Raw genomic sequence first — 12,100 nt, forward strand, 5'->3', positions numbered from 1 at the left:
AGGCTCGGACGGAGCGAGCCTTCGCGAGGGGCTCCAACGCCCCCGGGGCCGGCCTCAGGATGACGAGGGAGACGCCCCAGAGTCATCCTGAGACGCTTCCGGCGCCGCCTTCGCGAAGAGCACCAGCCCTCCGAGGAGGATGTGGAAGAGCGCGATGGCGCTGATGAACAGGGCCAGTCCCGGTGTCGTCACGCCCTGCCCCTCCGGGAAGCTGCGGCGCGGGTCGCTGTGGCCATGGACCACCTGGATGCGGTCCCCCACGCGCAACTGTTTCCACAGCGTCGAGGAGATGTTCCGCCGGTGTTCCAGCCGCTGGGTGCCGTCCACGGGGGTGAAGGCGTAGATGAGCACGTACTCGCTGTCATCCGTGCCCGCGAGGAACATCTTCTTCACCACCGTGCCTTCCGCGACCCGCCCCTCACGGACGATGCGCACGTCCCGCTGGTAGCTCCCCCAGACCGCCACGGTCATGAAGACCCCCACCACCACGAACACCCCACCCAAGACACGTGCCGCGATGTGGGACATGCCGTGCAGCCTCCCGTGCCACACGCTCTAAGCAGGGGGAGGCCGACCCGAAACAGCGTTTGCGTGAAGTGGGGCGGCCGTCACCGAATATCGCCGGGACATCGTCGCGCAACCCCGTGCAAGCACTGGAAGCCAGCGCCCGCGGGATGAAGCCGGCGATGCCGTGAAATGAGGTTCAGTCGCAGGCGCGGCGGCACTCGCCCACACACTTCGCCTTGTTCTTGGCGCCCTTGCAGTTGCTGTTGCACGCGCGCTTGCATTGGGTGACCGCTTCGGAAACTCCGCTCTCGGAGCCACCACCTTCGTCGCTGTCAGACTCCGTCATCGGCTTCAGGTCGGCGCAGACCGCCCAGTCCACGTCTTTGTCGTCGAACTGGATGTGGGCGAGCTTGCCGTACACCTCATCGACCGTGCCATTCGTGAACGTGCGGGCGGTGCTCCATCGGGCCTGAACGCGGTCCCCCACGGCGGCGGAACAGGTATCGTCCTTGGGCGGGTGGGACACAGCGCCCTGCGGCTCGACGTCCTTGAGCAGCGCCCAGCCGATGTTGGTGTCGGCGAAGCGCAGTTTGGCCAGCTTGCCGTAGACCTCGAGCACCGTGGCCTTCTGCTTCTTGCGCTTGCCCAGCGGCGCCTTCACCTTCGCGCCTTCGGAAAACTTCTCGCCCGCGAGGTCCTCAGCCGTGAGCTCGGGCTGACCCTTCGAGCACGAGAGGAGAGACAGCAGACACAACGCCACCATGGATTTGAAGAGATTCACGAAAACGAACCCTACGTCAGCCTTTCAATGTCTCGCCACACATTCGTAGGGTGGGTCAAGACTCGGCTGCGGCATGGCGCCAAGGGCTGCCCTCTTCACGCCGATTCGCATCGGCGTCGCGCGGGTCTGGTGGGTTCGGTGTCCTATGGAGCCGAGGAGCTGACCACCCGAGCGGGATGGAACTCCCCGGACTCCATCGTCAACAGGGACGGGAAGAAGACCAGGTTCTGCGTCGCTGCGAGCCACATTCGCCCATCGCCGGGGCCTGGAAGCCAGTCCAGAACTCAAGACGGAGACGAATGCGCTATCACATCCAAATCAGAACGTGATGGTGGCGACCACCGTGTCGTTGTAGGTGCCGGAGGGGACGTTCTGGCCACGCGGAACCGTGCCGTAGACCAGCACGGGGACGGGAAGACCCGTGCCGAGGAACGGGAGGCCCGTGCCCGCAGTGTTGCCCCACACGATGAGGCGGGTCACGTCCTGGTACAGGTTGTAGGAGAGGAAGTCCGCCGACGCCGTGTTGCGCATCCGGCGCAGCGGCGCCGCCGCGGTCGAGCCCGTGGCCGGGAACAGGCCCTGGCCCAGGGTGATGACCGCAGTGCCGAGCAGGGTGCACTGCACGCTCAGCGTGCCCGTGCCGAACAGGTCGATGCCCAGCGCGGAGTTCACGATGATGGGGTCGTACGTGCCGAAGTTCAGCGTGCCGCCGCCAATGCCGGAGCCAATGCTGCAGGAGCCACCGACGTTGGCGGTGACGTTCAGGTTGGCCGTGGCGGTGGCGGCCTCGGCGGGCGAGAAGGCGACGAGGGAAGCGGCGGCGGTGACAGCGGCAACGGCGGTCTTGATTGCGTTCATTGCTAATTCTCAGTCGAGCGGCCGGTTGATTCCGGCTGCGGCAGGGCATTGCAACGCGCTCGCCAGCCCCGGAGCAGCCCTTCCCGTCCCTCCCCGTGGTGCATGTCGCACGCAGGCCTGCCGCACAACTCCAGGCAGCACGCGCAAGAAAACCACTGCCTATTTCATGGAAAAAACATGCACACACCCCCTGAAGGGGGACGCGAACAGGCACCAGAGGCGACACAAATCCGTTGGCACGCCAATTCCAAGGGCGGCGCCTGCCCACCAAGGAGAACTCCCCTTCCGTGACGTGGGAGAAGAATTCCCAGTGAGGGTATTCCTCGCGATTCCACGCACAGCGACATCGAACCGATAACACATACATGCCCCAAGGGATGAACGCGGACCGCCAGGGTGTCGATGTGTCTCGGAACAGGAACCAGGGCACGGCGGACGCAATCCACGCGGAGGCGTCCGGCGTGTCCGGACGTTGTGCAGCAGCAGCTCAGCCCAGGCGACGCCATGGGCGAGCTGCTGCTTCCAGAAAGCGCCTCCTGCCGCGGGTTACGGCGCAGGCATCCAGGTCAACCCCAGGTTCCTGGCGCTGCCCGCGTTCACGACCTGGATATCCCCGCCGTCGGCCAGATTGGCGCTCCGGACCGCGGTCCCCAGCCAGTCCGCCCAGTACAGCCGCCCAGCCGTGACATCGATGGCAATTCCATGCACCGTGTTCTGGTTGGACACCAAGGGAATGATGTTGGAGCCGTCCAGATTGCCCACATAGATGCTGTTGCCCCGGGTCGAGTAGTACAGCTTCCCGCCGCTCGAATCGACCGCCAGCCCCACGCCCAGCCCACCCAGGTTTGAAGCGACGGTCTCCGACTCGGAGCCGTCCAGATTGAACCGCACCAGTCGGGTGTTGTTATAGGTGATGACGTAGACCTTTCCGTTCGGCACATCGACGGCGAGGGCAGACGGGCTGTTGATGCCGCCCACAACCTGCGTGGGATTGCCGCCATCCAGCTCGACGCGCATGACCCGGCTTCCGTTGAAGTCGGACCAGTACAGCATGCGGTTCGTCGAATCGATCGTCAGCCCGCTGGGGAAGCCCCCGTTCGCCACGATGGTGACCGGGTTCGCCCCATCACTGTCCGCTCGAACAATCGCGCTGTCGCGCGAGTAGAAGAGGGTACGGGTCACCGGGTCGGCCGCGATAGAAGACGCCCCGCTGATGCCGGTCGCGAGCTCAATGGCGTTCGTGCCAATCACGTCGGCCCGCCACAGCGAGCCGGAGGCCGTCATCCAGTAGAGGCTCGCAGGAGCGGTGACGTCGACCCTGAAGGTGGTGGAGGTGGTGTCGGAGCCGTCACTCACCGAAAGGGTGATGGTGGCGGAGCCGCTGGCGCTCGCCACGGGGACGACAGCGAGGGTGCGGCTGGAGCCGGAGCCGCCCAGGACGAGATGACCGGGGTCGTTGGGCACCAGGTCGGTGTTCGAGGACGTGGCGCTGACCGAGAGGCTGTCGGCGTCGGTCTCCACGTCGCCCACGGTGAAGGCCAGGTCGCCCGTCTTGCCGCCCGCGGGGAGGGTCTGGTCGGCCACCGGAGAAATGGTGGGAACGTCGTTCACCGAGGTGACGGTGATGGTCACCGTGGCTTGGGCGCGCTGCCCCCGGCTGTCCGTGGCGCGAAAGATGAACGCATCTGCACCATGGTAGTTGGCGCTGGGGGTGTAGGTGATGGCGCCATCGGCGCCGAGCTCACTCAACGTGCCGTGGTCCGGTGCGTCCACGATGGTGAAGGTGAGCGCCCCGTTGCCACTGGCCTGCAGGCGTACCTCGACGGGCGTGTCTTCCGCCGTCTCGACCGCGACGTCGCGGGCGACCGGCGGAACGCTGGGGGGCGGAGGCGGGTCGTTGTCGCCACAGGCGCCCAGGGTGCTGGCGACCAGCACCATCACCAACGCGGCGGCTGGCGCGGTGAGCCATCGTGAAAGCAAGTATGACATGAACCTTCCTCGCGGGTAGCCCGACATGGGCACTCTCGACATGGAGCGCCAGTTCGTGGGCTCGGCGCAACCGTCAAAATGAAAGAAGGAGCACCTCCAAACCAAGCAGGTCACTTCAGGCGCCCCATCTCCCAATCGAAGTACACGAGGCGCTTGTCGTCATCAGCGACCCAGGTGTTTTTTTTGCCGCCCTCTTCCAGCGATACATCGCTCTCGATGTCGAGGTTCCGTAACGAAGGGACGGCGCATCAGGCCGCAAGCTTTATTTCTGGTTTTATATGGTTGATCAGATACTTCCTGTTGATCTAGATTTTCTCGGCCGGCATTGCCGTTTCACTTTACTGCCGGCTCAGAAAACAAGAGGGGACAGCATGAGGAAGTTCGTGAAGCCGGTTGCGCTTGTGTGCTCAGTCTTGGGGTTGATTGGTACCGCGCACGCCGGAGCCAAGTTCAGTTTCGATGTCTCGGTCAACACGGCAAGCCGAATGGCTACCGGTAACATGGGGGATGCTCGCAACAGTGCGGACGTTCTCCAATTCATTGGATGTTACACGTTTGCACGCCGCGCGAGCGCGACCTACATGGTCTGTGAGGCGCGGGACCCCTGGGGGACCCATGGGACCTGCTCGACCATGGATGCCAACCTGATTGCAGCGGTCCAAGGTATTGGCCCGGCCTCCAATATCCTCTTCAAGTGGGATGCGACAGGGGAGTGCACGGACGTCGAGGTGCGCAACGCATCCCTCTACACGCCCATGATGCCCTAGTCGTTGGTGCTTTCTTCAGCAGAGCGGTCCTCCTCACGGCAGGCCGCTCTGTCTGTTGATGTGTATTCGGAGCCCCCCCGGTGGCAACGCCCTCTCGAAACCGTTTCCTCATTCCTTTACTGACCGGAATGCTCGGTTATGGCGTGGCATGGATGATGGTGAGGCCCCACCCAGGGAACGATGCGCTCACAGAGGCTTTCGCTCGTCAGGAGTCGAAGCTGGAGGCGCTCACGGGGCAGCTCGCGCGTGTCGAGGCGATGATGGCGGAAATCCAGACCCGAGCTCCGGGTCCGAATCCGGCCCCGACTTCGGCCGTGCACGCACCTGACCTCAGTCCAGGCATCGCGCTGAAGGACCCTGCCCCCGAATCCGCGAGCGGAGCGGCGTTGGCGCAGGGGCAACGGCTCATCCGAGATGCGGCCGCCGCTCGCCGCTGGGGGCCTCACGAAGTGGCGGAGCTTCGACGGTTGATGCGGGAAATGACGGGCCAGCAGCAGTTCGAAGTCATGAGGCAACTGTCCGTCGCGATCAACAGCGGCGCCATTCAGACCTCCGCGTCAGCCATCCTCCGCGAATAGCCGCGCCGCCCTTCCTCGAATCCCTGTCCACGTGGTCGGCGACGCGCTCGCGTTCGTCGGAGTCCTCTTGCTGAAGCCAGGGGTCGCCCGACTCTCGGACGAACACCCACTACAGGAACTCGTCCCCTCCCCCAGCCTCCGGCGCCTGTGCGGAGAGGAGAACATCCCCGGGCCGCTGCTCCACGCGGAGGCCCAGGCCCAGGGCCGTCAACGCCTCGAGCGCGGAGAGAGCGTCCATGACGGGCTGGACATCGGCGACCCGGGCAGGCACGGCGATGCGCTCGAGACCTGAGCCCACCCGCTCCATCAACGTGTGCGGGGGAAGCGCCTCGATGTATCGGCCGTAGAGATAGGCGGGCGCAATCAGGTCGGTGACATCCGCGGGCGAGGCGGCGGCGACCAATGCATCGAAGCGAGCCCCCACCTCCTCCGATGAAGCGTCCTGACGCCACAGCCCGAGCAGGGCGCGCAGGAAGTCCAGCAACGGTTGCGCCCGAGACGCCCCCAGTCGAGCCGCGGCGACCTCCAGCGCCTGCCCGGCGCGTACGGGGTCCGGCTCGACGAAGAACAGCGGCAGCACCTCCTCGATGCCTGGAGTGTAGAGAGGCTCGGCGAGTCGCTCCGGCGCTCCCGCGAAGGCACGCAACGCCTCGGGTTCAAGCGGCTCGCCCGCGAGCCAGCGGCACCACAGCGCCTCGAGCGAGCCCGCGGCAAGCGACGCGCGGCGAAGCAGATGGGTTCGCACCTGCTCCACGCCTCCGAACAACAGGACGGTCACCAGGTCCTCGGCGGAAGGCCCCTCGGGGAACTCGAGCGCATCCGCCCCCGACCAGCGAGCGTACCGCTTGCGCTGCAGGTCGCGCTGAACCTCTCGGGCCACCTCGCTCCATGCGGACCAGGGCACGCCGAGCGCCGCGTAGTCCGCCCGGAGGCCCTCATCCGCCGGGGCTGAGACCTCGTTGGGTCGCTTCTTGAAGTCGGCCCGCACGCGCTTGAGCTCCTTCGCCAGCGCGGGCAGCTCCTCCGCCGGACAGCCGCCTCTCAGGAGCCGAAGGCGGGAGACGGGAACACCGGGCAACTTGAGCAGCCAGGCTTTGAACGCCGACCAGGCGGGGGTGGAGAGGTGTCGGGATTCCAGGGTCTGTCCTCGCTCAGGCGCCAGGTTTGCTCCGTCATGATAGCCGCAGCTCGAGCCAGAGCGGCCCGGCGAAGCGCGGAAAGAGCGCCGACACTTCCCGAGGCGAGCCCCCGGGCCGCGCCTGGTTGGCCAGGAAGGCGCTAGGGTCGAGCGTCCGGGCGCCGAGCCCGAACCACCAGCATTGGACTTCCCACCGTGAAGGGGCGGCCATCCAGGTCGCCCCACACGTCGGCCACCCGCAGTCCCGCCTGTTCAATCAGCCCGAGCAGTTCGTGCGCGGAGAACAGGCGGTAGTTGATGTGCTGTTCGTAAAGCGTCCCCGTCCGTGAATTCCGCCCCCAGTAGCTGCGGTGGTTGCGGCTGGTTCGCGGCTCGAAGACGTTCTCCTCCCACCAGAGGAGGGATTCCGTCTCGCCCCATTGGCGGGGCGGCTGGTGGATGGCGTGGTCCCGGTTGTCGGCCTCGATGAGGAGTTGGCCGCCGGGCGCCAAGGCGTCGTGAATCGAGCGCAGCGCCGTCAGGTGCTCCGCGTCGCTCTCCAGGACGCCGAAGGACGTGTAGAGGACCATGACGGCATCTTGCTGCGGGGCCGAGATTGAACGCATGTCCGCGTTCAACCAGGTAACGGCAACGCCCGCTCGGGCAGCGCGCTCACGGGCCATTCCCAGGCGTTCAGAGGACAGGTCCAAGCCGGTGACCTGAAAACCAAGCCGAGCCAGCTCGATTGAATGGCGCCCATGGCCACAGCACACATCGAGGATGCTCGCACCTGGCTTCAGGTCAAGCAGCCGCAAGGTGCGTTCGACCTCCTCCGACGCAACCGCATCGAGCGGCTGGTACCAGACATCATCGGTGATGGAAAAAGCGTCGCGGTACCACGGAGCGGGTTCAGGAGCCCCCCTCACATGGTCTCGAATGTGCGGCAGCAGCTCCCCTCTCAACGCGTCACGCTGGGCGGCGGAGAGGTAACGCGCGCCCCGCACCCAACCGACACACGTCGTCGCACCGCAACGGCAATGGAAAGGAGTCGCCAACTCCCATTCCGAGGTCAAATAATTGAAGGTGACCTCCTGACCGGGCTCCAAATCGAAACGTGCGATGAGCTGGAGTTGCTCCGCGTGGGTCCCAGGAGCGAGCAGCGCGGTCGGTGCACAGGCGTGGTTGATGAAACGCCAGTCTGCGTCCGGCGCCGACAGGTGTTGTTCCCTGCCCACCTGAAGCGTCATCTGGCTGGGGGTGCGAACGAGGGCCCCTTCGACGACGAGCAGCACTTCTCCCGCGGCGACGGCGCGCGTCGTTACCATGCAGGCGCCAGAGTGGCCGGACGCGGGGGTGAGTAGCGGAATCACAGAAGTCTGGGTTGAGGACATGGAAAGGGCAGTCGCCTCGCGGAATGCGTCCCTCAGGCCTACCCTAAACTCGGTCGCGACGTCCCAGGTGCGCCAAAGCAAACTCACGGCACAGAGGGCGGCAGGCGCTCACATGGCGGATGCCACCTCCACGTACCTCAGAGCCCTTTTGGGCAGATGCGCCTTCTCACCGAGGCACGAGCTCACCGACAGTGGGCGCGAGCACTCCCATCAACCAGTTCATCACCACCCGCACGCGGCGCGGGACCGAGCGCCCGTGCGTGTGCAGGAGCGCGATGGGCGCGGGCCGCGCGACAAACTCCGGGAGAATCTCGACCAGCTTGTTGTCATGTCGCTCGAGGCCATGACGGGGAACCTGCACGATGCCCAGCCCCGCGATGCAGGCCGCCTCATACGCCTCGAAGTTGTCGACGGTGACCATGCTCCGCATCGGCAGCTCCCGATAGGTCTCTCCATCGAGGTACTCGAAGTTGGGGACGGGGTCCGCCGCGTAGTGGACGACCACGTGGGAGCTCAGCTCTTCCAGCGTTCGCGGCGTCCCGTACTGGCGCAGGTAGGACGGGCTCGCGCAGTTCATCATCTTGGATTCGCCGATGCGCCGGCCAACAAGGCCCGTCTCGGAGACAGCGCCGATGCGCAGCACCAGGTCGAAACCTTCACGCAGCGCCGCGGCGATTCGGTCGCTCGCGCAGATCTCCACCTGGAGCTGTGGGTGCCGGGCCAGCAGCTCAGGCAGCCGGGGGATGACGAACTTGAGCGCGACGACCACCGGCAGCTCCATGCGCACCCGTCCGCGCAGCACGCGGCTGGCATGAAAGAGCGCCCCGATTTCGTCGGCCTCCGCGAGGAACCCGGGGGCGCGCTTGAGCAGCACCTCCCCCTCGGGCGTGAGCCGCACGACGCGGGTCGAGCGCTGGAGAAGCTGTGTTCCCAGTTCGGCCTCCAGACTCTGGACTCTCGCCGACGCACGCGCTTTGGGAATGCCCAACTGACGTGCCGCCTCGGTGAAGCTCCGCAGCTCGGCAACGCGGGCGAAGACCTTCAGTGAGTCGAGGTCGATGCTCATTGTCACAATCTTCCAGACAGTGTGTCTGGACGCACGTCCTTTTTCGCTCACGGGGTGGGCGCTACATACCAGACATGCACTGGAAGACCTCCGACATCCCCTCTCAGCAAGGCCGCCTCGCTGTCGTCACCGGTACCGGAGGGCTCGGGCTCGAAGACGCGCTCGCCCTGGCACGAGCCGGTGGCGAGGTCATCATCGCCGGACGCAACCCGCGGAAGGGTACCGACGCCGTCGCCCAGGTGCTCGCCGAGGTGCCGACCGCGAGCGTGAGGTTCGAGCAGGTCGACCTCGCGAGCCTCGCATCGGTGGAGGACTTCGCCACGCGGCTACGGAGCCAGACGGACAAGGTCGACCTACTCATCAACAACGCCGCGGTGATGACGCCGCCGAAGCGCGAGCAAACGTCCGATGGCTTCGAGTTGCAGTTCGGAACGAACTACCTTGGCCACTTCGCGCTGACGGCGCGCCTGCTGCCGCTGCTGCGCAAGAGCCGTCATGCGCGCGTCGTCTCCTTGTCGAGCGTCGCCGCGCGCGATGGAAAAATGGACTTCGACGACCTGCAGTCGCAGCGCGGCTACACGCCGATGAAGGCCTACGGCCAGTCGAAGCTCGCGTGCCTGTTGTTCGCCTTCGAGCTGCAGCGCCGCGCCGAAGCGAATCAGTGGGGAATCACCAGCATCGCAGCCCACCCAGGCATCTCGCGCACCGACCTTCTGCACAACGCCCCGGGCCGCTGGAGTGCCGCTGGCATCTCGCGCTCGCTCTTCTGGTTTCTGTTCCAACCCGCTTCGCAGGGCGCACTGCCGACGCTCTACGCCGCGACGTCTCCCGACGCGAAGGGCGGCGGCTACTATGGGCCCGACACGCTGAATGAGATGCGTGGCTTCCCAGCGCCCTCGAAGGTTCCTCCCCGCGCCAGGGAGGAGGCAGCCGCCCAACGTCTGTGGCGTGAGTCGGAACAGCTCACGCGCGTCTCCTTCGGGTAGAATCCATGCACAAGCACCTCATCTACGCCGCATTCGGATGGTTGACCTTCGCCGGCACGATGCACTTCTTCGTCGACGTCGTGTCTCAACATCTGCGTGGCGTCCGAGCCCCCAGCACAGCGACGACGCTGTACTACGGGCTGCACTCCAGCTTCGCGCTGGGCCAGGTGGTGCTGGGAGCGCTCGGTCTCTTCCTGGCACGCCATGCGCCGGAACTCCTGCGCGAAGCTCCGGCCATCGCCATCTCCGTCACGGCGAGCATCGCCTGGTTGGTCGTCGCGGTGCTCTTCATCGAATACTGGCAGCCCAAGGCGAACGCGGCGCTCATTCTCGTCCTGATGCTGGCCGTCGCCTTCACCCGGAAGGCTTGAAAAGCAGCGGCGCCGCGCCTCCCTGCATCCAGGGACGGGGCAGCGGGGGCTCGTCCGCCGGCGCCTCCGTGATTGCAACAACGGGCCCCCACGCCAAGCTTGAAGTGAGCGGAGACAAGGAGTTCAGCGATGGAAATCAAGCCCCAGGCCACGGCCATTCCCAAGTCGACTGAGCACCTCGAGCGAGGGAAGTACGGACCGATATTCCCGAAGACGCCCGCCTGTTACGGCTTCACGATTGTCGCCAACATCAAGCAAGGACACTCGGACGCCATGCGCGCCTATGGCCCGAGGATCGCGGAAGCGCTCAAGACGAACCCCGGCCTTCTCGCGCCGCTCAAGCTCCACTACCTCCGCTGGGTGCTCTTCGACGACGACACCCGCTTCATGTATCAGGGCATCTTCGACACCGATTTCGACAAGTACACCGAAGACGCGGTCGTTCTCTTCACCCAGTCCGGAATCAACACCGCCTTCGAGCACCTGGAGGGGTTTCCCATGGACTGGAAGACGAACACGCCCGCGTTCATCAAGTTCATCCGAGACCACCAGTGCAACAGCTTTCTCGAGTACGGCGAGTACCCGTACTTCACGGGCGATGAAATCAAGAAGGCGCTGAAGATCAAGGCCGCGCTCGCCGAGATGCTCGAGCAGATGCAGTAGAGGCGCGTCATGAGCAACCCGTCCGGGCGAACGTACAACCAGCGCCACGCGCCGAGGCGATACACGCGGGGGCACCGGCGGGTCAGCGTCTACACGTCCTGGAGCTATCCGGGCGAAGTCAATCGCAACCCCGCCGAGCTGGACAATCGGTTTTCGACGATGACCGAGGTTCGCCGCGTCCTCTGGCCCGACTATGAAACCCCGCAGTGGGCAGACCCGCTGAGGTTCCAGCAAGGCGTCGCGGGCTCGATGGAACTCTTCTTCTGGGCGTGGGTGAAGTTCCAGCAGGTCATCGAGGAGGTCACCGGGCACCAGGTCCCCATGTTCCAGCGGGTCGACCAGGCGGGTTTCTCCCTGCCGCTCGACGAGCGGGTCCTCTCCGATGTGGATACGCTGCTCGTCTTCGGCCTGGACCACAACGTCACGGGACAGGTCGCATCGCCGGAGGAGATAGAAGCCGTCCGCGCCTTCCTGGAGCGTGAAGGCACCTGCCTGGTGATAGGCCCACACCATGACGTGGGGCACTCGCCAGACCTGGCGGAGCGCGCCCTTGAGTACGTCCACCATGGCGACGCGCTGGTGCCTCGTCAGCAACGCTTCGGCGGCTACACGCGCTCGTTGATGAAGGGACTGGGAATCCCGGTCGAGAACCGGTGGGGACTCCGCCCGGCCGTCGTCGAAGGGACGAACCGAAGCGCACCGTTGACGGTGATGGAAGACCTGGATACGCGCGGCTGGCTCTCCGGGGTGCGGAACTTCAACTTCCACATGCACCTGCCGCACTATGCGGTCACGCCAGAGGACTCCCCGTCGGCGCGTGTCCTGGCGAAGCAGCCCATTGACCTGGCCCGGCCCCATCCCTTCACGAACGCGGGGAACACCGAGTTCAACGCGCTGGTCTGGATGCCGCCGCATGGCGGCAGGGCCGGCGATGTGCTGGTCGCTGACTCCACCATCTTCAGCACGCTGTTCGGAGCAGATGAGAGCCTCCTGCGCTTCTGGAAGAACCTCGCCACGGTCCACTGA

13 protein-coding genes are annotated in these 12,100 nt (G+C 65.6%); 6 read left to right on the forward strand and 7 right to left on the reverse strand.

The window, feature by feature from the left end; genetic code table 11:
* Positions 1–54: 54 nt before the first annotated feature.
* The 4 genes from A176_RS25180 to A176_RS25195 all read right to left on the reverse strand — a co-directional run bounded on the left by A176_RS25180 (position 55) and on the right by A176_RS25195 (position 4,135).
* Entirely contained in the window at positions 55–528 is a 474-nt protein-coding gene (locus A176_RS25180; protein ID WP_002633073.1) for a DUF3592 domain-containing protein, read from the reverse strand.
* Between the two features lie 175 nt (positions 529–703).
* On the reverse strand, positions 704–1,288 hold the full coding sequence (locus A176_RS25185) for a tudor domain-containing protein (protein ID WP_044890980.1): 585 nt from the start codon (positions 1,286–1,288) through the stop codon (positions 704–706).
* Positions 1,289–1,606: 318 nt separating this feature from the next.
* Complete coding sequence (gene pru / locus A176_RS25190; RefSeq protein ID WP_002633075.1) at positions 1,607–2,146, reverse strand: fruiting body development fimbrial-like coat protein PRU; 540 nt, start codon at positions 2,144–2,146, stop codon at positions 1,607–1,609.
* Positions 2,147–2,692: 546 nt separating this feature from the next.
* On the reverse strand, positions 2,693–4,135 hold the full coding sequence (locus A176_RS25195) for an Ig-like domain-containing protein (RefSeq protein WP_002633076.1): 1,443 nt from the start codon (positions 4,133–4,135) through the stop codon (positions 2,693–2,695).
* A gap of 371 nt (positions 4,136–4,506) precedes the next feature.
* On the opposite strand from A176_RS25195, the gene A176_RS25200 reads away from it, so the two are divergent.
* A complete protein-coding gene (locus A176_RS25200) occupies positions 4,507–4,902 on the forward strand; it encodes a hypothetical protein (protein WP_044890979.1) in 396 nt (131 codons plus the stop codon).
* Between the two features lie 152 nt (positions 4,903–5,054).
* The gene (locus tag A176_RS25205; RefSeq protein WP_021781587.1) at positions 5,055–5,480 is read left to right on the forward strand and encodes a hypothetical protein; all 426 of its coding nucleotides are present in this window, start codon (positions 5,055–5,057) and stop codon (positions 5,478–5,480) included.
* A gap of 109 nt (positions 5,481–5,589) precedes the next feature.
* Here A176_RS25205 and A176_RS25210 read toward each other — a convergent pair whose 3' ends face one another.
* From A176_RS25210 to A176_RS25220, 3 genes are all read right to left on the reverse strand, one after another.
* Complete coding sequence (locus tag A176_RS25210; protein WP_226993987.1) at positions 5,590–6,468, reverse strand: hypothetical protein; 879 nt, start codon at positions 6,466–6,468, stop codon at positions 5,590–5,592.
* A 290-nt stretch (positions 6,469–6,758) separates the two neighbouring features.
* Positions 6,759–7,922, reverse strand: a complete 1,164-nt coding sequence (locus A176_RS25215) for a methyltransferase domain-containing protein (protein WP_002633080.1) — start codon at positions 7,920–7,922, stop codon at positions 6,759–6,761.
* A gap of 232 nt (positions 7,923–8,154) precedes the next feature.
* Positions 8,155–9,054: a LysR family transcriptional regulator gene (locus A176_RS25220; RefSeq protein ID WP_002633081.1), complete on the reverse strand. Its 900-nt coding sequence runs from the start codon at positions 9,052–9,054 to the stop codon at positions 8,155–8,157.
* Between the two features lie 74 nt (positions 9,055–9,128).
* Between A176_RS25220 and A176_RS25225 the strand changes: the two genes are divergently transcribed.
* The 4 genes from A176_RS25225 (at position 9,129) to A176_RS25240 (ending at position 12,100) form a co-directional block, all read left to right on the forward strand.
* Entirely contained in the window at positions 9,129–10,040 is a 912-nt protein-coding gene (locus A176_RS25225) for an SDR family oxidoreductase (RefSeq protein ID WP_002633082.1), read from the forward strand.
* 5 nt (positions 10,041–10,045) lie between these two features.
* Positions 10,046–10,411 (forward strand): hypothetical protein, encoded by a 366-nt coding sequence (locus A176_RS25230; protein ID WP_002633083.1) that lies wholly within the window; start codon positions 10,046–10,048, stop codon positions 10,409–10,411.
* Positions 10,412–10,540: 129 nt separating this feature from the next.
* Positions 10,541–11,074: a hypothetical protein gene (locus tag A176_RS25235; protein WP_002633084.1), complete on the forward strand. Its 534-nt coding sequence runs from the start codon at positions 10,541–10,543 to the stop codon at positions 11,072–11,074.
* Between the two features lie 9 nt (positions 11,075–11,083).
* A complete protein-coding gene (locus A176_RS25240; protein ID WP_002633085.1) occupies positions 11,084–12,100 on the forward strand; it encodes a hypothetical protein in 1,017 nt (338 codons plus the stop codon).

Source organism: Myxococcus hansupus (assembly GCF_000280925.3).
Classification (GTDB): Bacteria; Myxococcota; Myxococcia; order Myxococcales; family Myxococcaceae; genus Myxococcus; species Myxococcus hansupus.

Bases quoted from the DNA above. Each gene is read 5' to 3' on its own strand.
- A176_RS25180 (WP_002633073.1), bottom strand. From the start codon at position 528: ATGTCCCACATCGCGGCACGTGTCTTGGGTGGGGTGTTCGTGGTGGTG.
- pru (WP_002633075.1), bottom strand. From the start codon at position 2,146: ATGAACGCAATCAAGACCGCCGTTGCCGCTGTCACCGCCGCCGCTTCC.
- A176_RS25195 (WP_002633076.1), bottom strand. From the start codon at position 4,135: ATGTCATACTTGCTTTCACGATGGCTCACCGCGCCAGCCGCCGCGTTG.
- A176_RS25200 (WP_044890979.1), top strand. From the start codon at position 4,507: ATGAGGAAGTTCGTGAAGCCGGTTGCGCTTGTGTGCTCAGTCTTGGGG.
- A176_RS25205 (WP_021781587.1), top strand. From the start codon at position 5,055: ATGATGGTGAGGCCCCACCCAGGGAACGATGCGCTCACAGAGGCTTTC.
- A176_RS25215 (WP_002633080.1), bottom strand. From the start codon at position 7,922: ATGGTAACGACGCGCGCCGTCGCCGCGGGAGAAGTGCTGCTCGTCGTC.
- A176_RS25220 (WP_002633081.1), bottom strand. From the start codon at position 9,054: ATGAGCATCGACCTCGACTCACTGAAGGTCTTCGCCCGCGTTGCCGAG.
- A176_RS25225 (WP_002633082.1), top strand. From the start codon at position 9,129: ATGCACTGGAAGACCTCCGACATCCCCTCTCAGCAAGGCCGCCTCGCT.
- A176_RS25230 (WP_002633083.1), top strand. From the start codon at position 10,046: ATGCACAAGCACCTCATCTACGCCGCATTCGGATGGTTGACCTTCGCC.
- A176_RS25235 (WP_002633084.1), top strand. From the start codon at position 10,541: ATGGAAATCAAGCCCCAGGCCACGGCCATTCCCAAGTCGACTGAGCAC.
- A176_RS25240 (WP_002633085.1), top strand. From the start codon at position 11,084: ATGAGCAACCCGTCCGGGCGAACGTACAACCAGCGCCACGCGCCGAGG.